General features: G+C 64.3%; 21 protein-coding genes. 7 read left to right on the forward strand and 14 right to left on the reverse strand.

Going from position 1 to position 23877, the window contains the following annotated elements; genetic code table 11:
• The first annotated feature begins 44 nt into the window (after window positions 1–44).
• Complete coding sequence (locus tag M2361_RS21985; RefSeq protein ID WP_259251783.1) at window positions 45–1175, forward strand: GNAT family N-acetyltransferase; 1131 nt, start codon at window positions 45–47, stop codon at window positions 1173–1175.
• Between the two features lie 59 nt (window positions 1176–1234).
• Here M2361_RS21985 and M2361_RS21990 read toward each other — a convergent pair whose 3' ends face one another.
• Both M2361_RS21990 and M2361_RS21995 read right to left on the reverse strand, forming a co-directional pair.
• Window positions 1235–1717, reverse strand: coding sequence for a DUF1854 domain-containing protein (locus tag M2361_RS21990; RefSeq protein ID WP_259251785.1), 483 nt, complete (start codon window positions 1715–1717; stop codon window positions 1235–1237).
• A 21-nt stretch (window positions 1718–1738) separates the two neighbouring features.
• Entirely contained in the window at window positions 1739–4024 is a 2286-nt protein-coding gene (locus M2361_RS21995; protein ID WP_259251786.1) for an ABC transporter ATP-binding protein, read from the reverse strand.
• 269 nt (window positions 4025–4293) lie between these two features.
• Between M2361_RS21995 and cphA (M2361_RS22000) the strand changes: the two genes are divergently transcribed.
• Both cphA (M2361_RS22000) and cphA (M2361_RS22005) read left to right on the forward strand, forming a co-directional pair.
• The gene (gene cphA / locus M2361_RS22000; RefSeq protein ID WP_259251787.1) at window positions 4294–6909 is read left to right on the forward strand and encodes a cyanophycin synthetase; all 2616 of its coding nucleotides are present in this window, start codon (window positions 4294–4296) and stop codon (window positions 6907–6909) included.
• A gap of 14 nt (window positions 6910–6923) precedes the next feature.
• Window positions 6924–9494 (forward strand): cyanophycin synthetase, encoded by a 2571-nt coding sequence (gene cphA / locus M2361_RS22005; protein WP_259251788.1) that lies wholly within the window; start codon window positions 6924–6926, stop codon window positions 9492–9494.
• 148 nt (window positions 9495–9642) lie between these two features.
• Here the strand turns inward: cphA (M2361_RS22005) and M2361_RS22010 are convergent, their stop codons facing one another.
• On the reverse strand, window positions 9643–9771 hold the full coding sequence (locus M2361_RS22010) for a hypothetical protein (protein WP_259251789.1): 129 nt from the start codon (window positions 9769–9771) through the stop codon (window positions 9643–9645).
• Between the two features lie 384 nt (window positions 9772–10155).
• On the opposite strand from M2361_RS22010, the gene M2361_RS22015 reads away from it, so the two are divergent.
• The 3 genes from M2361_RS22015 (at window position 10156) to M2361_RS22025 (ending at window position 10994) form a co-directional block, all read left to right on the forward strand.
• The gene (locus M2361_RS22015) at window positions 10156–10356 is read left to right on the forward strand and encodes a CsbD family protein (RefSeq protein ID WP_050447836.1); all 201 of its coding nucleotides are present in this window, start codon (window positions 10156–10158) and stop codon (window positions 10354–10356) included.
• A gap of 44 nt (window positions 10357–10400) precedes the next feature.
• Entirely contained in the window at window positions 10401–10565 is a 165-nt protein-coding gene (locus M2361_RS22020; protein ID WP_006218179.1) for a DUF1328 domain-containing protein, read from the forward strand.
• Window positions 10566–10661: 96 nt separating this feature from the next.
• Complete coding sequence (locus M2361_RS22025) at window positions 10662–10994, forward strand: BON domain-containing protein (protein WP_259251790.1); 333 nt, start codon at window positions 10662–10664, stop codon at window positions 10992–10994.
• Window positions 10995–11103: 109 nt separating this feature from the next.
• Here the strand turns inward: M2361_RS22025 and M2361_RS22030 are convergent, their stop codons facing one another.
• From M2361_RS22030 to M2361_RS22075, 10 genes are all read right to left on the reverse strand, one after another.
• Entirely contained in the window at window positions 11104–11976 is an 873-nt protein-coding gene (locus tag M2361_RS22030) for a PhzF family phenazine biosynthesis protein (protein ID WP_259251791.1), read from the reverse strand.
• An 88-nt stretch (window positions 11977–12064) separates the two neighbouring features.
• Window positions 12065–13462 (reverse strand): 4Fe-4S binding protein, encoded by a 1398-nt coding sequence (locus M2361_RS22035; RefSeq protein WP_259251792.1) that lies wholly within the window; start codon window positions 13460–13462, stop codon window positions 12065–12067.
• A gap of 39 nt (window positions 13463–13501) precedes the next feature.
• On the reverse strand, window positions 13502–14365 hold the full coding sequence (locus tag M2361_RS22040) for an FTR1 family protein (RefSeq protein WP_100857219.1): 864 nt from the start codon (window positions 14363–14365) through the stop codon (window positions 13502–13504).
• Between the two features lie 13 nt (window positions 14366–14378).
• A complete protein-coding gene (locus tag M2361_RS22045; protein ID WP_404976436.1) occupies window positions 14379–14732 on the reverse strand; it encodes a cupredoxin domain-containing protein in 354 nt (117 codons plus the stop codon).
• Window positions 14733–14734: 2 nt separating this feature from the next.
• Window positions 14735–15271, reverse strand: coding sequence for an iron transporter (locus M2361_RS22050; protein ID WP_100857220.1), 537 nt, complete (start codon window positions 15269–15271; stop codon window positions 14735–14737).
• A gap of 232 nt (window positions 15272–15503) precedes the next feature.
• Window positions 15504–16070, reverse strand: coding sequence for a polyhydroxyalkanoate synthesis repressor PhaR (phaR, locus tag M2361_RS22055; protein WP_100857221.1), 567 nt, complete (start codon window positions 16068–16070; stop codon window positions 15504–15506).
• 119 nt (window positions 16071–16189) lie between these two features.
• Window positions 16190–16927 (reverse strand): acetoacetyl-CoA reductase, encoded by a 738-nt coding sequence (phbB, locus tag M2361_RS22060; protein ID WP_050447831.1) that lies wholly within the window; start codon window positions 16925–16927, stop codon window positions 16190–16192.
• 78 nt (window positions 16928–17005) lie between these two features.
• Window positions 17006–18640, reverse strand: coding sequence for an alpha/beta hydrolase (locus M2361_RS22065; protein WP_259251793.1), 1635 nt, complete (start codon window positions 18638–18640; stop codon window positions 17006–17008).
• 123 nt (window positions 18641–18763) lie between these two features.
• Window positions 18764–19528 (reverse strand): peptidoglycan editing factor PgeF, encoded by a 765-nt coding sequence (gene pgeF / locus M2361_RS22070; protein ID WP_259251794.1) that lies wholly within the window; start codon window positions 19526–19528, stop codon window positions 18764–18766.
• Entirely contained in the window at window positions 19516–20523 is a 1008-nt protein-coding gene (locus M2361_RS22075; protein ID WP_259251795.1) for an RluA family pseudouridine synthase, read from the reverse strand. The genes pgeF and M2361_RS22075 overlap by 13 nt, the downstream gene beginning before the upstream one ends.
• A 107-nt stretch (window positions 20524–20630) precedes the next feature.
• Here M2361_RS22075 and M2361_RS22080 point away from each other — a divergent pair, with 107 nt between their 5' ends.
• Window positions 20631–21419 carry an outer membrane protein assembly factor BamD gene (locus M2361_RS22080; RefSeq protein ID WP_259252643.1) on the forward strand — a complete coding sequence of 263 codons (789 nt, stop codon included), beginning with the start codon at window positions 20631–20633 and terminating at the stop codon, window positions 21417–21419.
• Between the two features lie 105 nt (window positions 21420–21524).
• Here the strand turns inward: M2361_RS22080 and M2361_RS22085 are convergent, their stop codons facing one another.
• A complete protein-coding gene (locus M2361_RS22085; RefSeq protein ID WP_259251796.1) occupies window positions 21525–23663 on the reverse strand; it encodes an ATP-dependent DNA helicase in 2139 nt (712 codons plus the stop codon).
• Window positions 23664–23877: the final 214 nt, after the last annotated feature.

Below are 23877 nucleotides of genomic sequence, written 5' to 3' on the forward strand. Positions count from 1 at the left end.
ACGGTTTCAAACCCGTGCGCTGTCGATGACTTTATCATTCACGGATGGATTCCCTGCGCCTGACCATTGAAACCGACTTGTCCCGCATCGACGCCCACGCCTGGGACGCCTTGGCCGGTGATCAACCCTTTTTGCGGCATGCATTCCTGTGCGCGCTGCACGAAACGGAATGCGCCGCACCGGCATCGGGATGGGCGCCGCATTATCTTGCCCTGTGGCGAGATGATGCGCTGGCGGCGGCCGTGCCGCTTTACCTGAAGTCCCATTCGCGCGGCGAGTACGTGTTCGACTACGCCTGGGCCGACGCCTTCCAGCGCCACGGCATGCGCTATTACCCCAAGCTGCTGTCGGCCATTCCGTTTACGCCGGTCACGGGGCCGCGCCTGCTGGCGTCCAACGACGAAGACCGCGCCACGCTCGTGCGCGGCCTGGTTGCCTTCGCCGAGGAAATCAAGGTGTCGTCGCTGCACGTGCTGTTTCCGTCGGACGCCGATATGCGCGTGTTGCGCGAGGCGGGGTTCATGGTGCGCGAGAGCGTGCAGTTTCATTGGACCAACCCCGGCTACGCGGATTTCGACGCTTTCCTGGCGATGATGAGCCACGACAAACGCAAGAAGATCCGGCAAGACCGCAAGAAGGTCGCCGCCGCCGGCGTGTCGTTCCGCTGGCTACGCGGCGCCGAGATCGGCCCCGCCGAACTCGGCTTCTTTTACGACTGCTATTGCCGCACGTACTTCCAACATGGCAACCCGCCGTATCTGAACCGCAACTTCTTCGAACGCGCGCATCGCGAACAGCCGGACGCCTTTGTGCTGGTGCTGGCCGAACGTGACGGCGAACCCGTGGCGGTGGCCTTGAACCTGGCGGGCGGCGACGCGCTGTACGGTCGCTACTGGGGCGCGACGGAATACGTGCCGGGGCTGCACTTCGAGACCTGCTACATGCAGTCCATCGCGTATTGCATCGCGCATGGCATCAAGCGCTTTGAAGGCGGCGCGCAAGGCGAACACAAGATGGCGCGCGGCTTGCTGCCCACGCCGACGTGGTCGGCGCATTGGGTGGCGCATCCAGGCTTTGCCGACGCCATCCAGAACTTCCTGGATGAAGAGACGTCGGCGGTCACGGATTACCTGGGCGAACTGGAATCCCATACGCCGTTCAAAGGCAGCGCTTAGCGCGCTTGGGTAGCGCTTGGGCAACGCGTAACGCGCGTACCCCTGCCCGCGCGAGCCACTTACAGGAAGCGATCCAGCAGCTTGCGGCTGTGCTTGTCCAGGGACAGGATGTCGCGCACCAGATAGAAAATGCCGTGGCTGTCGGCAATCAACAGCGTCTGTGGGCTCAGGCGGCGGATGTCTTCTTCGCCGCGCAGCGTGAACGATGTGGGGCCGCGATCCGTCTCGACCTTCCAGGTGCTGGGCGTGGCGTAGGTGGACACGCTGCTCAGCTTTTGGATTTCGGGCATGAATTCGCGCCCGGCCAGTTCTTCCTCGATCAAGGCGCGCTGCGGCGCCGGGACGTCGGACAGCTGTTCGATCCACAGCAGTTCATGGCCGTCGCTGGTCACCAGCGACAGGCCTCGGCCGGCTTCACTGATCGGGAAAGCGCGCACGGGGATGACCCCTTCGTGCGTCTCGCCGTCGGCGGAGATGAATTCCAGACGCCCGAAGGCATTGCGGCGCAGATCAAAAAGAGGCAACGAGGAAGGCAAGGTCATGAAGAGAATCCCGATTCCGCGTCAGGCCACGGCGGCCATGTCTTCGCTGCCCGACGCCTGCGCGTCGGCTTCCGCCTGGCGCGCCTGCGCCTGGTAGAGACGATAGTAAGCGCCCTCGTGGGCCATCAACTCTTCGTGCGGCCCCTGCTCCACGATCTGGCCCCGGTCCAGCACAACCAGCCGGTCGGCCTTGCGCAGCGTGCTCAAGCGGTGCGCGATGGCGATGGTGGTGCGGCCCCGTACCAGGTTGTCGAGCGCCTTCTGGATTTCTTTTTCGGTAGTGGTGTCCACCGACGACGTGGCTTCGTCCAGGATCAGGATGCGCGGGTCGATCAGCAGCGCGCGCGCAATCGAGATGCGCTGGCGTTCCCCGCCCGACAAGGCCTGGCCGCGCTCGCCCACCAGCGAGTCGTAGCCATGCGGCAGGCGCAGGATGAATTCATGCGCGTGGGCCGCGCGCGCCGCCGCCACGATTTCGTCGCGGGTGGCGTCGGGCTTGCCGTAAGCGATGTTCTCGGCAATGGTGCCGAAGAACAGGAAAGGCTCTTGCAGCACCAGCCCGATGTTGCGCCGATAGTCGGCCACGCGCACCGAACGGATGTCAATGCCGTCCACCAGCACCGCGCCTTCAGACACATCGTAGAAGCGGCAGATCAGGTTGATCAGCGTGCTCTTGCCCGAACCACTGTGCCCCACCAGGCCGATCATTTCGCCCGGCGCGATGGTCAGGTCCAGCCCCCGGATCACCTGGCGGTTGCCATAGCGAAAGCCCACGTCGCGCAGTTCAATGCGGCCATTGATCTGCGGCAGCGTGGCGGGCTTTTGCGGCTCGGGCACGCTGGACACATGGTCCAGCACATCGAAGATGCGCTTGGCGCCGGCGGCCGCTTTCTGCGTGACCGAGACGATGCGGCTCATCGAATCCAGGCGCATGTAAAAGCGCCCGATATACGCCAGGAACGCCGCCAGCACGCCCACCGTGATCTGGTTTTGCGACACCTGCCAGATACCGAATATCCACACCACCAGCAGACCCACTTCGGTCAGCAGCGTCACCGTGGGTGAGAACAAGGACCAGGTGGTGTTCACGCGGTCGTTGACTTCCAGGTTGCGGTTATTGGCTTCGCGAAACCGCGCAACCTCGCGCTTTTCCTGCGCAAACGCCTTGACCACGCGAATGCCGGGAATCGTGTCGGCCAGCACGTTGGTGATCTCGGACCAGATGCGGTCGACCTTTTCAAAGCCATGGCGCAAACGGTCGCGCACCGCGTGGATCATCCAGATGATGAACGGCAGCGGCACCAGCGTGACCAGCGCCAGCCAGGGGTTGATCGTCACCAGGATCACCGCCGTCATGACAATCATCAGGATGTCGGTGGCGAAGTCCAGCAGATGCAGCGACAGGAACACGCAAATGCGATCGGTCTCGCTGCCGATGCGGGAGATCAGGTCGCCCGTGCGCTTGCCGCCGAAATATTCCAGCGACAACTGCTGCAAATGCTCATAGGTGGTGGTGCGCAGGTCGGCGCCGATGCGTTCGCTGACCCAGGCCAGGATGTAGGTCCGGGCCCAGCCCAACCCCCAAGCCAGCAAGGCGGACGCCAGCAAACCGCTTAAATACAAGCGGACCTTGTCGTAGTCGATCGGCGCGCCGTTCTGGAACGGAATCAGCACCTCGTCCATCAACGGCATGGTCAGGTACGGCGGCACCAGGGTGGCGGCCGTGCCCAGCAAGGTCAGCAAAAATCCCGCCAGCAAGGGCCCGCGATACGGCCGGGCGAATCGCCACAGGCGCAACAGCGCCCAGGTGGACGACGGCGCGGCCAGTTCCTGGTTGCAGGTGGGGCATTCCTCTTCGCCTGCGGGAATGACGTTATTGCAGACGGTGCAGTTGCGCTCTTGCGGCGCTTCTTCGGCTTGGCCGGACAGCCGGATCGCCTGTTGCGATTCGAACTGGGCCAACAGGCGCAGCGCGGCCGGATTGCGGGCCAGGGTGAAGCGCCAGACCGCCAGGCGGGCGGCATCGTCGTGCAATTCCAGCACGGCGGCGCCCGCATGATCGGTGAGACTTAGCGAAAGTTGCGGCCCATAGACCCAGGATTCCCAGCCGTTGTCGGCGGAATTGCGGGCCAGCAGGCGGCGATCGGTGGCTGCGACCAGCCCCGGATGGAACTTCAGCCGCTGGTCCAGGTCAATTTCAACCCAGGCCAATAAGGTTTCGTCATCCGCGAGTTCAGCGCGGATTTCGTCCCGCCAGCGGGCAGGAAATGCATCGGCAAGGCCAGAAAGCAGGTGTGGTTTTTTCATTGGAACGCATACCGGGCCAGGACTCTGCCCTACTAGGCGGCAACCGGTTTACCACCCACGGCGGCAAACGTGTCCCTTCCTTACAACACAACGAATCGACGCCTTGAAGGCGTCGTATAGTAGCAGCCGATTTTTCTAATTAGGAATATCTGGGATCCCCCACTCGTTGGCATTATTCTTGAAGCGCAACCCCGAAAATTCTTAATAGATTCGCGGTCTTACCTAGGGGCGTCCGCGCGTGCCAACCTGCTTCTCACGTAAATTAAAACATGAAAAAGAAAGACATTGAATTTCTCGATGTCGTGGCTTTGCGCGGCCCGAACATTTGGACCTATCGCCCGGTCCTGGAAGCATGGGTGGATATTGGTGAACTGGAAGACTACCCGTCCAACACCATTCCCGGGTTTTACGAGCGCCTGTCCGAATGGCTGCCGACGCTGATCGAACACCGATGCAGCCCCGGCGTGCGCGGCGGATTTCTGGCCCGCCTGAAAGAAGGCACCTGGCCCGGCCACATCCTTGAGCATGTCACCCTGGAATTGCAGAACCTGGCCGGCTTGCGCGGCGGCTTCGGCAAAGCCCGGGAAACGTCAACTCGCGGCGTCTACAAGGTTGTGGTGCGCGCCTGGCAGGAACAGGTCACGCGCACCGCCTTGAACGAAGCCCGCGACCTGGTCATGGCGGCCATTGAAGACCGCCCGTTCGACGTGCCCGCCACCGTTGCCAAACTGCGCAGCCTGGTGGACAAGCACTGCCTGGGGCCCAGCACCGCCTGCATCGTGGATGCCGCCGATGACCGCGATATTCCGTATATCCGCCTGTTTGAAGGCAACCTGGTGCAGTTTGGCTACGGCTCGGCCCAGCGCCGCATCTGGACGGCCGAGACCGACCGCACCAGCGCCATCGCCGAAGGCATTTCGCGCGACAAGGACCTGACCAAGGAACTGTTGTCGACCTGCGGCGTGCCGGTGCCGGAAGGCCGTCTGGTCGACAGCGAAGACGACGCCTGGGACGCCGCCGAAGACATCGGCCTGCCGGTGGTGGTCAAGCCCTACGATGGCAATCATGGCCGGGGCGTGTTCACCAACCTGACGACCCGCGAAGACGTGGTGGCCGCCTACCGCGTGGCGGTGGACGAAGGCAGCGGCGTCATCGTCGAACGCTTCGTGCTTGGCAACGAGCACCGCCTGCTGGTGGTGGGCAACCGCATGGTGGCCGCCGCCGCCGGCGAACCGGCCTGGGTGACGGGCGACGGCACGTCCACCATCACTGAACTGATCGACAGCCAGATCAATATCGACCCGCGCCGTGGCCGCACCGAAAACCATCCGCTGAATTTCGTGCGCCTGGATTCCGCCGCCCGGCTGGAAATCGCGCGCCAGGGCATGTCGGAAGACAGCGTGCCGGCTGAAGGGCAGCGTGTGCTGGTGCAGCGCAGCGGCAACGTGGCCTTCGACGTGACCGACCGCGTGCATCCCAGCATTGCCGCCACCGTGGCCTTGGCCGCGCGCGTGGTGGGCCTGGACATCGCCGGCGTGGACCTGGTGGCCGAAGACATCACCCGGCCGCTGGCTGAGCAGCGCGGCGCCATCGTGGAAGTCAACGCCGGCCCCGGCTTGCTGATGCACTTGAAGCCGGCCGACGGCACGCCGCGCCCCGTGGGCCGCGCCATCGTCGACCACCTGTTCCCGGAAGGCGACGCGGGCCGCATTCCCATCGTGGGCGTGACGGGCACCAATGGCAAGACCGTCGTGGCGCGCCTGGTCGCGCGCTTGCTGCACCTGTCGGGCAAGCGCACCGGCCTGGCCTGCAGTGAAGGCCTCTACCTTGACCGCCGCCTGGCGCACAAGGGCGACCACGCCGACTTCGCCTCGGCCACCCGTTTGCTGATGAACCGCAACGTGGACGCCGCCGTCATCGAGAACGACAGCGGCGTCATCCTGGGCCAAGGCCTGGCCTATGACCGCTGCCAGGTGGGCGTAGTCACCAACATTGACGACGCCGATCATCTGGGCGACTTCGACATCAACGAAACGGAGCGCATGTTCAATGTGTTCCGCACGCAAGTCGATGTAGTGTTGCCGACCGGCGTGGCCGTGCTCAACGCACGCGACCCGCGCGTGGTCGAGATGGCCGAGCTGTGCGACGGTTCCGTGATCTTCTTTGGCATCGACCCCGCCCTGCCCGCCATTGCCGCCCACCTGCAACAGGACGGCCGCGCGGTGTTTGTGCGCGACGGCGCCATCGTCCTGGCGCAGGGCACCCGCGAAGAGCGCTTGGCGGATGTTGCCGCCATTCCGCTGACCCACGGCGGGCGCGTGGCCTTCCAGGTGGAAAACGTGCTGGCCGCGGTGGGCGCCGCCTGGGCCCTGGACATTCCCGTGGAGCTGATCCGCGCCGGCATCGAAACCTTTGACATCCACCAGGCCGACGCGCCCTGGCAGTTCACGCTGTTTGAACGCAACGGCGCCACGGTCGTGGTGGACGACGTACACAATGCGTCGGCCTTGCGCCCGCTGATCGCCGCCATTGATCAATTCCCGGCGTCGAGCCGCGCCGCCGTCTATTCCGCCGGCGCCGACCGCCGCGACGCGGACCTGATCGAACAGGGCCGCCTGCTGGGCGATGCCTTTGACCGCGTTGTGCTCTACGACGACAACACGGTGCAAAGCAAGCGTCCGACGGGGCAGGCGCGCGCGCTGCTGCGCCAGGGCTTGTCGCAAGGCAGCCGCGTGAAAGACATCCAGGACGAGCCTGACCATGGCAAGGCCATCGAGAGCGTGCTGAACGGCATGGCGGCGGGCGACTTCGTCCTGCTGCAATCCGACGAAGCCTTCTCCGGCCCCACCATCGATCTGGTGCGCCGCTGGATTCAACAATACTGACAGGAACACCTGCCATGGAAGTTTCCCGTATCCGTGCCCTGCGCGGCCCCAATCTGTGGAGCAAGAACACGGCAATCGAGGCCATTGTTTCTTGTGCCGACGCCGAGTGCTCCATCGACAACCTGCCCGAGTTCGAAGCCCGCCTGCGCGCGCGGCTGCCGCAAATCGGGCTGATGCGCCCGGAAGGCCATCAGGGCGCCGTGTCCATTGCGCATGTCTTGCAGATTGCCGCGCTGACGATGCAGGCGTACGCCGGTTGCCCGGTCACCTTTGGCCGCACGTCGGCCACCATCGAACCCGGTGTGTTCCAGGTGGTGGTGGAATACAGCGAAGAAGCCGTCGGCCTGCTGGCAATGGAGCTGGCCCAGCAACTCGTTCGCGCCGCGCTGGACGACACCCCGTTCGACCTGGCCGACGCGCTCAAGCGCTTGCGCGATCTGGATGAAGATGTGCGCCTGGGGCCCAGCACCGGGTCCATCGTGAACGCCGCCGTGGCGCGCAACATTCCCTATCGCCGGCTGACGCAAGGCAGCATGGTGCAGTTCGGCTGGGGCAGCAAGCAGCGCCGCATCCAGGCCGCTGAAACCGACCTGACCAGCGCCATCTCGGAGTCCATCGCGCAGGACAAGGACCTGACCAAGATGCTGCTGGACGCCGCCGGCGTGCCGGTGCCAATGGGCCGTTCCGTAACGTCGGCCGAAGAAGCCTGGGAAGCCGCGCAAGCGCTCGGCGGCCCGGTGGTCGTCAAGCCCCGCGACGGCAGCCAGGGCCGCGGCGTGGCCGTCAATATCGAAACGCGCGAACGGGTGATCCAGGCCTTCGAGGTCGCCGAGGAAATCAGTTCGGAAGTCATCGTGGAACGCTATATTCCCGGCCACGATTTCCGCCTGCTGGTGGTGGGCGGCAACATGGTGGCGGCATCGCGCCGCGACCCGCCCCAGGTCACGGGCGACGGGCAGCACACCATCCGCGAACTGGTCGATCAGGTCAACGCCGACCCCTTGCGCGGCGACGGGCACGCCACCTCGCTGACCAAGATCCGCTTTGACGACATCGCGCTGGCCACGTTGCAAAAACAGGGTTTCGACGCGGATTCCGTGCCCGCGCCCGGCACCCTGATCTTCCTGCGCAACAACGCCAACCTCAGCACCGGTGGGTCGGCCACCGACGTGACCGACGAAGTCCACCCCGAGATGGCGGCACGCGCCGTGTCCGCGGCCCGCATGATCGGCCTGGACATCTGCGGCGTGGACGTGGTGGCCGAAAGCGTGCTCTTCCCCCTGGAAGACCAGCATGGCGGCGTGGTGGAAGTGAACGCGGCGCCAGGGCTGCGCATGCACCTGAACCCCTCGTTCGGCAAGGGCCGCCCCGTGGGCGAAGCCATCATCGCCAACATGTACGCCGACGGCGACGACGGCCGCATTCCGGTCGTGGCCGTGGCCGGCACCAACGGCAAGACGACCACGGTGCGCCTGACCGCCCATCTGCTGGGCGCGGCCGGCAACCGCGTCGGCATGACCAATTCCGACGGCGTGTACGTCAACAACCTGCGCATCGACACCGGCGATTGCAGTGGCCCGCGCAGCGCGCGCAGCGTGCTCATGCACCCGGACGTGGACGCGGCCGTATTCGAAACGGCGCGTGGCGGCATCCTGCGCGAAGGCTTGGCGTTTGACCGCTGCAACGTCGCCATCGTCACCAACATCGGCATGGGCGACCATCTGGGCCTGGGCTACATCAGCACGGTGGAAGACCTGGCCGTGGTCAAGCGCGTCATCGTCCAGCACGTGCATCCGACGGGCACCGCGGTGCTGAACGCCGCCGACCCCATCGTGGCCGAGATGGCCGGCAGTTGCCCGGGGTCCATCACGTACTTTGCCGAGGACCGCAACCACCCGGTGCTGACCACGCACCGCGCGCAGGGCCTGCGTTCGGTGTACCGCGACGGCGACGCGATCGTGGCCGCGCAGGGCGCGCAAGAGATTCGCTTTGCGCTGGCCGACATCCCGCTGACGCGCAACGGCACGATCACCTTCCAGGTTGAAAACGCGATGGCGTCGATTGCAGCCGCATGGGCGCTGGGCCTGGACTGGGACGTCATCCGCCATGGCTTGGCCACCTTCGTCAATGATGCCCAGACCGCGCCCGGACGCTTCAACGTGTTCGACTACCGAGGCGCCACGGTCATCGCGGACTACGGCCACAACCCCGACGCGATCCTTGCCTTGGTGCGCGCGGTGGACGCCATGCCCGCCAAGCGCCGTTCAGTGGTCATCAGCGGGGCGGGCGACCGCCGCGACGAGGACATCCGCATGCAGACGGAAATTCTGGGCGCGGCGTTTGACGACGTGCTGCTGTACCAGGACCAATGCCAACGCGGACGCGCCGACGGCGAAGTGCTGGCGTTGCTGCAGGAGGGCCTGGTCGGCGCCCCGCGCGCGCGGCACATTGAAGAGATCCACGGCGAATTCCTGGCGATCGACACCGCGTTGGCGCGGCTGCAAACCGGGGATTTGTGCCTGATCCTGGTGGACCAGGTGGAAGAAGCGCTGGACCACATCGCCAAGCGCATCGCGCAGCCGTAGCCCTGGGCCAGGGTGGATAGACCCGCGCGGCAACTCAACCGCCGCACACGCAAACGGGGCGCTCAGGCGCCCCGTTTGCATTGCCCGGCCAGGCAGCCATATGGCCCACGGCCATACCACGCACCGCCCACGGCCTTGGCCGACGCGATCAGGTGCTGGGCGTGGCCACCGCTTGCGTGGGCGCCGTGGCCTGGTACCGGTCCGTCACGTGCGTGCATCCCACCGCCGCCATGGCGGCCAGCGTCAGCAAAATCGCGCTGCAAAGTCGTTGCGTCATGCGTGCCCCTTCCTTTTTCGTTGATGAAGCATGAAGTGTTGAATCACGAAGTGTTCCGTCACGACTATACCGGCCCACCCTCAACCCAACCAGGGCCGTGCGTCCCAAAAAACCGCCGCATCTTCCGTTACGAGGCCCGCTCAAAAGGGGACAAGACATTGCCGGAATGTAACTCCTGCCCTATGGCCAGCCCCCTCTTTCTTCCGTCGGAAAGCGCGCCAGGAACCCGCCTTTCCGCTGTTACATTTGCCGACAGCGAGGTTTGACAGCCCCCTGGCCGGCTCGTACGGTAGGGGCTAACTGATCAGTGTCCTAGTCAACCGCGACTGCAAGACTTATAGGCCATGAGCCTTGTGTCGCACGCAGAGAAGAAGAGAGGTCACCATGAACAACGACATCATCGCCGGCAAGTGGAAGCAAATGACTGGCAAGGCCAAAGCCGCCTGGGGTGAACTCACCGACGACGAATTGACCCGCACGGAAGGCAATGCCGAACGCCTGGCCGGTCTGATCCAAGAGCGCTACGGCAAGACCAAGGAAGAAGCGCAAAAGGAAGTCCGGGATTTCTTCGACCGCAATCCCTGAATCTCGCCCCGCCTTGATCGGTCGAAACCACTGGAGAAGCTGACATGTTGCATTACGCCGTAGTTTTCTTCGTCATCGCGATCATCGCGGCGGTTCTCGGCTTTGGCGGCATCGCCGCCGGGGCCGCGGGTATCGCCAAGATCCTGTTCTTCGTATTCCTGGTGCTGGCGCTCTTGTCCATCTTGAGCGGCGCCCTGCGAAAAAAATAGAACACGTCGATAGAACGCATACCCCTACACAATAAATTTGATCGTCTGCCGCGCAGCCTGTTATCGCGGCAGACCATACGAACAAGGAGCACGACTATGGAATTCCGCAAGCTGATCGCCGCCGCCGCACTGGGAACTGGCGCTGTCTTCACTTCCATGGCTTTTGCGGCGGATGATGGCAAGCCCAAGCAATCCGTGGGCGAGTACGCCTCCGACGCCACCGTAACCACCAAGATCAAGGCCGCCTACGTTGCCGACAAGCAATTGAGCGCGCTGGACATCGCCGTGGAAACCAACAACGGCGTCGCGACGCTGACCGGTACGGTCGCCACGGCAGCTGAAGCCGATCACGCTGCAACGGTCACCCGTGGCATTGAAGGCGTGAAGCAGGTGAAGAACAACATCAAGGTCGACGCGACCAAGAAGTAAAGAGCACGTAGCAGGACGGCCCCGTTCCATACCGAGGCCTAGAGAGAGCACGGCGCCTGTGGCTGACACAGGCGCCGTTTTTCATGGGCGGCCTTCAAGCCGGGTGCCGTCAGATACTGATGCTGCCCCGGCCGATTTCCAATGCCCGGCCACCCACCTGGATGCGGCCGTCGGCCAGCACGTCCAGCAGCAGGCGGCATGGCCTGCCCATCTGGTCGCCCTGCTCAACCAGGATGCTGACGGGCAAGGAACGTTGTTGGTGGATCAGCCAACCGCCCAGGTTGGCGCAGGCCGAACCCGTGCCCGCATCTTCGTCAACGCCACCGCCCGCCTTCGCGAAGAAATAGCGCGCCACCACCACCTGGCGCGCATCGCGCACATTGCCTTCATCAAACGCAAACACGTACAGCGTCTTGCGGCCCAGGCTGCTGGCTTGCCAGCGACTGAGCTTGGATGCGTCCGGCGCCGCCCGGCGCACCGCCTCCACGCTGGCCAGGGGCACCAGCAATTGGTCCGCGCCGGTATCCACCCAGATCGGGTCGGCGGCAAGGTCATCCGTGGTGAGCCCGACCAGCGCCGCGATATCGGCGCGGCCCAGTTCGGGCGTCGCCGTCTGTACGCCACCGGGGCATGGCGCGGTGAATGTCCAGGCATCGCCTTGTGCTTGCACCGGCACGATGCCCGCGGCAAATTCCAGCGTCAATGCATCGCCCGTTTGCCGAAGCTCGCGCACCACTTGTGAAGTACCGATCGTGGGATGGCCCGCGAACTTCATTTCGTAGCCGGGGGTGAAGATGCGCACGCGCGCATCGGCGTTATCCGACGGCAGGATGAAGGTGGTTTCGGAAAGATTGAACTGCGCCGCCAGGTTCAGCATCGTGGCGTCGTCCATGCCGCGCGCGTCTTCGAACACGCAAAGCTGGTTGCCGCTGAAGGTGGTTGAAGCAAAGACGTTAAGCAGGCGAAAGGCGTAGGAAGTCATGGACTGGCGTGTAGGCATCAAGGCGCCGGCGGACCGGCAAGGCGTTCCACTTTATCGCAGTGGCCCGCCGCCAGCCATCAAGCAGTGCTTACCAGATCGCAAAGAAAAATACCCATGCCAAGCAGAACGGCGCCAGGCCCGCCGCCAGGACGATCCACGCGGCCAGCTTGCGCACGCCACTTGCCGCGCGCGGCTTGAGCAGGCGGGCGAACAAGCGCAGGGTCCACAGCACGGCCAGCGTCAGCAGCGTGAAGCGCACCGGCCCTGCCCACGCGGCTTGCACCCCTTCGTGCTTGAGCAGGTTGACCGTGGTGGCGGACAGGCCCAGGAACACGCCGATGCCCGCCGACGGAATCAGCGCCTGCGCCAGCTTGTGCACGCCCGGACGAATCCAACGCCAGGCGGGCGCATTGGCCACGGCCGCGGCGGGCGCAAGCCGGTCCGCGATCCACAACGACAGGAAGCTTGCGCCACCCACGATGACGGTGGCGCCCACGACAAACATCAGGATGCCCGCGCCGTCCAGCCACGAGAAGCTGTCGTTCACGTCGGGGTAGTGCGTCAAGATGAACCAGGGCGCGTTGTCCATCAACGGCCACATGATGTCGCGCTCGACCAACCAGGTGGCGGCCCATTGCTTGGCGGTCACGTACCAGGGGCTGGCGCTCCAGAGAAAGGCGCCGATGGCGATGCCCATCAAACCAAAGCACAGCAACACGGTCTGCCAGGCGTCGCCGTCGGCGACATGCACGATTTCTTCTTCGGGCGAACGCGGTGTCAGTTCGATGGCGCCACGGTAGCCGCTGCAACGCCCGCACATATGGCAGTCACCCGCACCCTTCATGTGGCGCAGGGGCACCAGCGGCGCGCAGTTGATGGGTTCGATCCGGATGACCGGATGGCGCCACTTTTCTTCGTCGACCTTGAAATGCCAGGGCGCCAGCTTGGCCAGCAAATTGAACACGCCGTTGACCGGGCACAGGTACTTGCACCACACGCGCTTGCTGCGGCCATAGCGCCACCCGACGATCATCGCCGCCACGGTGGACCCGCCCAGCACGACCAGCACCGCCAGCGGGTATTGATAGACGCTGACCAACTGGCCGTAGACCGTCGTCAGCGCAAAGGCCACGAAAGGCCAGCCGCCCCAGCGCATCCATTTCGGTATGGCGCGACCCTGCCCGCGTTCGCTGGCCCACTCGGTCAGCATGCCTTCGGGGCACAGCCAGCCGCACCAGGCGCGGCCCAGGATGGGCATGGAGATCAACACGAACGGCCACCACACGCCCCAGAATGCGAACTGCGCGACGACGGTCAGGTTGTTGAACACCGATGCCGCGTTGTCGGGCAAGGGCATGATCGCGGGCACGATCAACAGGAACGCGTACAACGCAACAATGCCCCACTGCAGTTTGCGCAACAGCGGGGCATGGTCACGAAGAAAATCGGCGATCCGGGAGGTCGCCCTCCCGAGTACAGCAGCCATGGTCAAACCTTCATTGTTCAGTCCGGCATCACGTCGGAATCAGGATGCATTGCGGGACGGGGCCGGAGCCGGAGCCGGAACCCGGGCGGGTTTGTCGCCCACCCAGCGCAGCAGCGCCCAGACCACGACCCAGTAAGCCACCCACAGCAAGACCGAGGTCAGGGCCGGGAAGGCGCGGTAGCCCGCGAAATCCGCCAGCACCTTGCCCACGCCGCTGCTGTCATCCAACAACCACGAGCTGTCCCACACGGGGTCGATGATGGTCGGTAGCACGTCCAGCGAAATCAGGTGGTCCAGGCCGCCCACCAGCAGCGAACCGGCCAGCAGCAGCAACAGGATTTCGGTCACGCGGAAGAAGCGGCGCCACGTAATCAGCTTGCCGCCAAGTTGCAGCAGCCAGAACGTCAGCAAGGCCACTGCAAAGCCGGCCACACCGGCCAAGGCCAGCATCAGCATGTCGCTGCCGCCTTCGCCCGCCGACACGGTGCCATACAGGAACACCACCGTCTCGCTGCCTTCGCGCGCCACGGCAATGGCCACCAGCACGAACAGGCCCCACCAGTTGTCGTTGGCGACCGAACTGCGCGCGCCGCTTTCCAGTTCGCTTTTCAAGGTGCGGCCGTGCTTTTTCATCCACACGACCATCTGCACAACCAGCGCGCACGCCGCCAGCGACATGATGGCCTGGAACCATTCCTGGCCTTCGTCGCTGAGCCAGGACGACACGCCCAGCAACACCAACGCCAAGGCCACGGCCAACGCCAGACCTGCCGCAACGCCGCCCCACAGGTAGTTCAGCCCGCGCTTGCCCTCGGGCGTGGCGCGCAGCCAGGTATACAAGATACCCACCACCAGCAACGCTTCGACGCTTTCACGCCAGACAATAAATAGAACCTGTTCCATGTGTAGCTACCGCTTATTCCTTGGGCTTGACGACCAGGGTGCCTTTCACGCTTTGGTGAAAGTCATCAAAGAAGGGATATTCGCCGGGGCGGGAAATGGTGATGACCACAAAGGACTTCACCCCCGGGCCCAACACTTTTTCCTTGCGCAACGGAATGCTCTCGAATTCCACCGGCTCGTTGCTTTCGTTGATGAGTTCAATCTTGAAACGGCCGGCGGGCACTTCCAGGGTCGCCGGCTCGAACGTGCCGTCCGGCTTGAACCTGAGCGTGAACGTCGGCAGTTCGGCCGCCTGCGCGGGCGCGATGCCGGCCAGGGCGGCCAGGCCGATCAGTGCGGCGGCAATCAGGCGATGCAGGCGGCGCACGATCAATATCCGCCCTTCTTGCCGGTGCCGGCGTAGACGAATTCGTAGTCCAGTTCAAAGGGCTCGAACCACGGACCCACGCCGGTTTCCTTGTCGACGTGGCGGCCGAAGTGGGCCATCTTGTTTTCGGACGGCGGCAGGATCGTGTACTTCAGCTTGTACTTGCCCGGGCCTTCCAGCTTGACGTTGTCGCCATAGTGCGGGCCGTCGTTGGCCACCATGGGCATGAAGGTGCCCTTCTGCACGTTCTGGCTACCGACCTTCTGAATTTCAAAGTTCACGACCAGATACGGCACCCACTCGCCTTCGGGAAAGCCGGTCTTGTTACCGGCGGTGGCGTGGATATCGGCCTCAAGGTGGACGTCCGAATCCTTGGCGGGACGCATCATCCCGGGCGGATCCATTTCGATCGGCTGCAAGTAGACCGCGCCGATTTCCATGCCGCCCTTTTCTGCCGGCTTGCCGATGGGGTATTCAGCCGCATTCGCGGCCGATACGCTCAGGGCAACGATGGCCAGCGCCAAGGCTTTCTTGATCATGTGCATAATCCTTGAGACATAAATGAATGTCGGCTCTAAAAACATAAACAAGAACCGTTTGCATTAATGTAACGAAAAAAACTGACATCACCCTGAACCGAAAGGCCCTGGATGCGTCAGTTCATTGCGTTGGCTCAAGGGGCCGCGCGGCCACAAAAAAGCCGGCAAGGCGAGTGCCAAACCGGCTGCTGGTGGCGCTTGAAGGGCGGTGACACGCCCTCGCCCGCAACGCTTACTTGCGGCCCTGGCCCGGCGTGCTGCCCGGCGTGAACGGGAACGTCGAGAACATCGCGCGCGTCTGGTCCTGCATCTGGTCTTGCATCTGCACGAACAGGTTTTTGCTCTGGTCGATGTAGTTGTTCATCATGTTTTGCAGCATGGGCGTTTGCACGTTCATGAACTGCGTCCAGGCTTCGGGTCCGAACTGGCTGCCGTACAGGCCTTTGGACTGTTCCGCCATGCGCGTCTGGATTTCCATGAAGGCCTGGATGTTCTTCTCAAGGTAAGAACCCATGATGCCCTGCATGGCATGTCCGTAGAAACGGATGATCTGCGACAGCATGTTCGACGAGAACATGGGCATGCCGCCGCTTTCTTCTTCCAGGATGATCTGCAACAGGATGCTGCGCGTCAGGTCTTCACCGCTCTTGGCGTCGATCACCTGGAACTCTTCGTTGGCCAGAACCAGTTGCTTGACATCTGCCAGAGTGATGTAGGTGCTGGTCCGGGTGTCGTATAGGCGACGGTTGGGGTATTTTTTAATCAGGCGCAGGCTGGCGCCGGTTTGTGCTTGCGTCATGTGTGTCCCCGGATCGGGCGATCTCTAAGACTTCGAATAAGGTGGAGTGTAATGCTGGAAGGCCCTCTCCCCGAGACCTTCCAGCGCCTTGGGCCGCCGGGGCGGCCCGCTGACCGTCATCAGCCCATGTGCAGGCCGCCGTTGAGCGAGAAGTCCGCTCCGGTGGAAAAACCGGATTCGTCCGACGCCAACCACGACGTCATCGACGCGATTTCCTCGGGCGTGCCCAGGCGGCGCACCGGAATGGTGGCCACGATCTTTTCAAGCACTTCGGGACGGATGGCGCGGACCATGTCCGTGCCGATGTAGCCGGGCGAAATCGTGTTGACGGTCACGCCCTTGCTGGCCACTTCCTGCGCCAACGCCATGGTGAAGCCGTGAATGCCCGCCTTCGCCGTGGAATAGTTGGTTTGGCCGAACTGGCCCTTCTGGCCGTTCACCGAACTGATGTTGATGATGCGCCCCCACTGCCGTTCAACCATGCCCTCGATGACCTGCTTGGTCACGTTGAACAGGCTGTTCAGGTTGGTGTCGATCACCGCGCGCCAGTCATCGGCGCTCATTTTGCGGAACAGGCCATCGCGGGTGATGCCCGCGTTATTGACCAGCACGTCGACACCGCCCAGTTCGGCCGTGACCTTCTCGAAGGCCTTCACCGTGGATTCCCAGTCCGATACGTTGCCCACCGATGCGTGGAATGTGTAGCCCTGCGCAGCTTGCTCATCCAGCCATTGCTGGTAGTTGCGGCTGGGGCCGCAACCTGCCACGACGCGAAAGCCATCCTTGGCCAAGCGCTGGCAAATAGAGGTGCCGATACCGCCCATCCCGCCTGTTACGTAAGCCAGTTTTCCGCTCATTGGACTTCCTCCTGTGTGCGACGGACGCCTCGTTGATTAACTTTCTTCTTGGTCCCGAGCAAACCGCGTATTGCGGTTTCAGGCTGCCCGGACCTTTACATACCTGCCAGGCGCCGGCTCGATTGGCTGGTGCTTGGCATTGCCTAATTTTGTACGCGCCTTGACCTGCTTGCCCGCGTGGTCCGCCAGCCAGGCCGTCCAGTCCGGCCACCAACTGCCGGCCTGTTCCGTGGCTTGCGCGAACCAGGTGTTGGGATCACCCGGCATGTCATGGCCCTTCTGGCCCAGCTTGTCAGCCACCCAGTAGCTGCGGCGTTTCTTGGCGGGCGGATTCACCACGCCCGCGATGTGACCCGACGCCCCCAGCACGAAACGCTGGGGCCCGCGCAGCAATTGCGTGGACGCATAGGCCGAGACCCACGGCACGATGTGGTCTTCACGCGAGCCGAAAATATAGGCCGGCATGGTCAGGCGAGTCAGGTCCAGCGGCATGCCGGCGGCTTGCGCGCGGCCCGGCACTTTCAGATTGTTCTCAAGATAGGTATTGCGGAAATACCAGGAGAAGAACGGGCCCGGCAGATTGGTGCTGTCGCCATTCCAGAACAGCAGATCAAATGGCGGCGGCTTCTGGCCTTTCAGGTAGTTGCCGACCACGTAGTTCCAGACCAGCTCATTGGGCCGCAGGAACGAGAACGTGGTGGCCAGGTCGCGGCCAGGCATCAGCCCGCCGTTGCCAAGCTGATGATCGCGCAGCAGCGCATGGGCTTCGTCGACAAAGACGTTCAGGATGCCGGTGTCGTGGAAGTCCAGCAGCGAGGTCAGCAAGGTCAGCGAGGCCACCGGGTGTTCGCCACGCGCCTCGGCCAGCGCTAGTGCCGAGGCCAGCATCGTGCCGCCCACGCAGAAGCCCAGCGCGTTGACCTTGGGCTGCTTGGTGATGTCGCTGGCCACGCGCAGCGCTTGCAGCACGGCGTCGTCCAGGTAATCGGACCAGGTGGCGCGGTCCACGCCGTCGGCGTCGCCCGCCACCGGGTTGCGCCACGAAATCAAGAACACCGTTTGGCCCTGGTCAACCGCATAGCGCACGAAGGAATTCTCGGGCTGCAGATCCAGGATGTAGAACTTGTTGATGTTCGGCGGCACGATCACCAGCGGGCGCTCGTGCACCGTGGCCGTCGAGGGTGCGTATTGGATCAGTTGGAACAGCTTGTTCTCGAACACCACTTCGCCGGGCGTCACCGCCACGTTGCGGCCGATTTCGAATTGCGATTCGTCGGTTTGGGTGATGCGGCCTTTCTTGACGTCGCCCAACAGGTTGGCCAGCCCTTCGTTCAGGGCGCGGCCGGCGCTTTCCACGATGGATTGCTGGGCGTCCGGGTTCAAGGCCAGGAAGTTCGACGGCGACAGCGCGTCGACCCACTGCATGATGGAAAACCGAAGCCGGTTGCGCATGGGCTCGCTGACCTGCGCCGCGTCAACCATGCGCTGCATGGCGCGCGCCGACAGCAGGTAGGTATGCGCCAGCAGCAGATGCGAATTGTTGGCGGCCCAGGCGTCGCCGGCGAAGCGGCGGTCGGCCGGGGGCACGAGCGCGCCGCGCCGGGCGTCGTCACAAAGGCGCTGCCATTCGCGAGAGAATTCGGCCTGAATGTCGGCCAGGATTTCCGGTGCCACGCTCACCGGAATGGGACCTGCGGAGAGATTGGCGTTCACTTCCACACCTTGTTATCGACACTGCTCAATTGATGTTGCATTCCGGGTCCATCACTGTCAATGCGGGTATACAAGGAGTTTCGCGGCAGGCGTTCAAGCCTTCCGCGACTGCCTTGCGCCAGATCAAACCGGGTCGAGCCAGGCCAGCAACGCCATGCGTCCGGTTTCGGTGTCGCGGCGGTAAGAAAAGAAGCGCTGCGCTTGCGATACCGTGCACATGCCGCTCAAGGCCACCTCTTTTACCCCGGCACGGCGCAGGCGGAAATCAGCCAAACCGGCGAGGTCGGCCAACCACTTGCCGGGAAGATCCGGCCGTGGCGTGAAGTAGCGCGCGGTGGCGGGATCGTCCGCCGTGAAGGCGTCCAGCACGTCTTGCCCCACTTCGAAGGCCTGCGGGCCGATGCCGGGGCCGACCCAGGCGCGCCAGCCGGTGGCTTCCGGCGCCTTGGCGCGCATGGCGGCCAGCGTGTGCTCCAGCACCCCGCCCGCCAGGCCCCGCCAGCCGGCGTGCGCCGCGCCCAGCACCTTGCCGTCGGCATCCGCGATAACGACGGGCAGGCAGTCGGCCACCATGATGGCCAGCACGCGGCCCGGCTGCGAGGTAACGCTGGCGTCCAGCGCGGGTTCGTCAGGCAGGTCGGGGGAATCGGCATCCACGACCTCGCTGCCGTGCACCTGGCGCAGCCATAACGGATCACCCGGCACGGCGGCGCGCACCCGGCGCCGGTTCTCGGTCACGGTGGCGGGGTCGTCGCCCGCGCGCAGCCCCAGGTTCAGGGTGTCGTGCGGCGCCACCCCCACGCCACCGGCCCGGGTGGTGCAGAAGTACGTCACGCCGGGCCACGTGGGGCCGGTGACAACGGGCAGGCTGGCTATCACGCGGTCCATGCAATCGTCTCCTGAACCTGTGTCATGTCGGCAGGCACGTCGGCCGCAAACTGCACCTCGCCGTTGCCGCCTGGGTCGTCGAAATGCAGGGCGCGGGCATGCAGCATCTGACGCGTTGCCCCGGCAATGTTCTTGCCGCCGTAGATGGTGTCGGCCAGCAGCGGGTGCCCCAGGCTGGCCATGTGAACGCGGATCTGGTGGGTGCGGCCGGTTTCCAGGCGGCACACCACTTCCGTGACGCGGCCGCCCGGGTCCACCTGACCGCGACGGGCCGGGGCGTAATTGGTAATGGCGGGTTTGGGCGCGACCGGGCGTTCGACGCTCATGCGGATGGGCACGCGGGCGTCGCGGCCGATGGCGCGGTCGACCCTGCCGGCCGCCGCCACCCAGCCATGCGCCAGGGCCACGTATTCGCGGCCCATGCTGCGCGCCTGCAATTGGCGCACCAGATGCGTCTGGGCCTTTTCATTGCGGGCCACCACCATGAGCCCGGAGGTGTCCTTGTCCAGCCTGTGAACGATGCCTGCCCGCGCTACCGCCGCCAATTCCGGGTAGCGATACAGCAGGCCGTTGAGCAGCGTGCCGCTCCAGTTGCCGGCACCGGGGTGCGTGACCAGGCCCGCGGGCTTGTTGACCACGATCCAGTCGGGGCTTTCGTCCACGACGGTGAATTCAACGGGTTCGGGAGTGAAGGCGCGCGCATCGGGTGCGGGCTGGGCCCAGACCAGGATCTCGTCGCCCGGGCCCACTGTCTGGCGGATCTTGCCGGGCGCGCCGTTGACGTGCACGTTGCCGGATTCGATCCAGCCTTGCAGGCGGCTGCGGGAATGGTCGGGCAACAAGCCGGCCAGCACCTTGTCCAGCCGGTCGGCGCGGGTACTGGAAGGTACCGTTACAAGTTGCGGTTCGCCGCGAGTTTCGGCGGGGTTTTCATCAGGAAGGCCCGGGAATTCGTCGTCGGAAACGAGATCTGTGCCGGCGGCTGTATCAGACATGGAGACAAATCATATAATCAGCCTGCCATGCTAACACCAAGGATACGATTCTCGTGATTCACCACCCCGCAGCTCCCTCGAACCCCGCATCCCGAAGCGGGCCGGTTTTGCGCGTGGTTATCGCGCTATTTGCCGTATTGGTCATCGCCGGTTGCGGCTCGACCAACACCAAATACGACAAGACCACCAACTGGAGCGCCGAACAGCTCTACGCCGACGCCAAGGCCGAAATGTCCTCCGGAGGCTGGAAGGAAGCACGCGAACGCCTGACCGCCATCGAAAGCCGCTATCCCTTCGGCGTGTACGCCCAGCAAGCCCTGCTTGAACTGGCCTACGTCAACTGGAAAGACGGCGAAAACGAACAGGCCCTGGCCGCCATTGACCGCTTCCAGCAGCTCTACCCCAACCACCCCGGCACCGACTACGCGCTCTACCTGAAAGGCCTGATCAACTTCACGCCGGCCAGCGCGTTCATGGCCAACATCACGGGCCAGGATCCCGCCGAACGCGATCCCAAGGGCCTGCGTGCGTCCTACGACGCCTTCAACGAGCTGGTCAAGCGCTACCCGGAAAGCAAGTATTCGGTAGACGCGGAAAAGCGCATCGCCTGGCTGGTCAACACCATCGCCATGAACGAAGTGCACGTCGCCCGTTACTACTACGAGCGGGGCGCCTATGTGGCCGCCGCCAACCGCGCGCAAACCGTCATCACCGACTTCGAGGGCGCCCCCGCCACCGAAGAGGCGCTTTATCTGATGGTCGAGTCCTACGACAAGCTGGGCATGACCGACCTGAAGAACGACGCGGAGCGTGTCTACGACAAGAACTTCCCCGACAGCACCTTCAAGACGCAGGGCCTGCAGGCCGACCGCAGTTGGTGGAACCCGTTTGACTGATTGATCCGCCGATCAGCCGGCTTTACCGCATGGGAAATGAAAAGCCCCTTGGATGTTTTCCAAGGGGCTTTTTTCTTGCGCGCGGGGCGTGTGGGCGTCGCCGCGCTAGGCGTCCGCGCCGGCCTGCTTGCGCTGATAGAAGGCCAGCACTTCGTCCAGTTCGCGCGTGCGGGCAAACGGCGGCAGGCCGCGCCACAGGCGCTTGCCGTAGGGTTTTTCGACCAGGCGGGCGTCGCCCACCATCAGCACGCCCCAGTCTGATTCCGTGCGGATCAGGCGGCCCGCGCCCTGCTTGAGCGAAATGGCGGCTTCCGGCAATTGGTATTCCGAGAACGGGTTACCGCCTTGGGCGCGGCACGCACGCAGGCGCGCTTCAATGACCGGGTCGTCAGGCGGCGCGAACGGCAGCTTGTCGATGGCGACCAAGGTCAGCACGTCGCCCGGCAAGTCGATGCCTTCCCAGAAACTGGCGCTACCCACCAGCACCGGGTGCTTCAACTTGCAAAAGCGGTCCAGCAGATCGCGGCGCGTGCCCTCGCCTTGTTTCAGGAGCGGCCAGTCATGGCCGGCGTCATCAAAAGCATCGGCCAGCAAGGTGGCCACTTTTTCCACGGCGCGTAGCGTCGTGCACAGCACCAGCGTGCCGCCGGGGCTGGCTTCCAACAGCGGCATCAGCGTGTCGACGAAGCGGTCCAGGAACTGCGGCGATTGCGGCTCGGGCATGCCGCGCGGCACGAACAGCAGCGCCTGCTCGGGGTAGTTGAAGGGCGATTCCCACTTGCCTGTGCGTGCCCGCTCCAGCCCCAGCTGGCTGGTGAAGTGCGTGAACTCGCCGTTCACCGACAGCGTGGCCGAGGTCATGATCCAGGCCTGGCCGGGCTTGCGGTACTTGGAGAACGCCTGCGCCACGGACAGCGGCGCGGAATGCAGGCGCACATGGTGTTGGCCGTGTTCGACCCAGCGCACGGCCGGCCCCGTCCATTGCTCGGCGGCCGCGGCCACGCCTTCCAGGATGGCGGCGGGCGTGGGCGGCCCGTCGCCCAGGGCGGATTCTGACGTGGGTGCTGATGCGGGTTCAACGGCGGAAAAAGGCGCGGGCTCTGGCGCCTGGTCATCCCGGCCCCAGCCTTCGTCCTCGAAGCCGCTTCCTGCGCGCCCCGGCGTTGCCCAGCGCTTGAGCCGCACCGAGATCTCGGCGCCGCTGCGGGCGGCCGCCATCAGGTCGGGGTGCTTTTCAGCCACCGCGCCCAGCGCCTTGGTGGCGCTGTCCACGGCCTCGCGCAAGGTGGCCAATGCCTCGTCGAATTCTTCGGGGTTGGGGATGGCTTCGAACGTGGCCTTACGGCCGGGCATGCGGTCCAGCGGCGCACAGACCAAGCGCAATTCGCGTGCGGCGGTTTCAAGATGACGGCTGACGTCGCTCCATTTGGCGGCCTCGCGTGCATAGGCCAGGCCGGCCACTTCCAGCGCGCGGCCGAAGTCCATGAGCTGGTGCGTGGACACGCTGTTGCCCAGGAAGCGGGTGGCGGTGTCGGGCAGTTGATGGGCTTCGTCGAAGATGACGGTATCGGCTTCGGGAAGCAGGTCGGTCACGCCCTCTTCGCGCAGCACCAGGTCGGCCATGAAGAGCGCGTGGTTGACCACCACGACGTCAGCCTCTTGCGCCTGACGGCGCGCCTTCACGACAAAGCAGTCGCGGATGCGCGGGCATTCCTGGCCCAGGCAATTTTCACGCGTGGACGTCACGCGCTGCCAGATGTCGGCGTCTTCAGGCACCTGGGCAAGATCGCTGCGGTCACCCGTTTTGCTAATGCCCGCGAACACCTGGATCTGGCGCAGTTGCTGGATTTCGGTGCGCGATTTCAGCGCGCGTTCGTCGCCCTGCAAGCGTTCAAGGTGATAGTGGCAAACGTAGTTGCCGCGCCCTTTAAGCAAGGCGGCGGTGACGGGCGCGGCCAGCGCGGCGCGCACGCGCGGCAGATCGCGCGCGAACAACTGGTCTTGCAGCGTGCGCGTGCCGGTGGAAATCAGTACCTTGCCGCCCTGGATGAACGCGGGCACCAGATAGGCCCAGGTCTTGCCAATGCCGGTGCCCGCTTCAGCCACGAGCGTGGCGCGGTCCTGGATGGCGTCGCCGATAGCTTGCGACAGCTCCACCTGCGACGGGCGTGGCTTGTAGCCGGGCATGGCCGTGGCCAAGGGCCCGTCTTCATCAAAAAATTCGGAAATATCCAGGTCCAGCATTACGGCAGCCTAGTGTCGGTCGGAGTCTATGGTGAACCGGTACCGGTAACGGTTCGGGCGCCAGACACTGATGTGGGAAAGGACCAAATGATACCCTTTGCCAGGCCGGCTTTCGGTGCGGACCAGGGACGGATCCATCCACCCTGGCACGTTCTGTAACAGCGGCTTATGGCACAATCCGCCCCTCGTTTTTCCTTTTTGTCGTCGTATAGAG

Source organism: Achromobacter sp. JUb104, assembly GCF_024806975.1.
GTDB lineage: Bacteria > Pseudomonadota > Gammaproteobacteria > Burkholderiales > Burkholderiaceae_B > Achromobacter > Achromobacter spanius.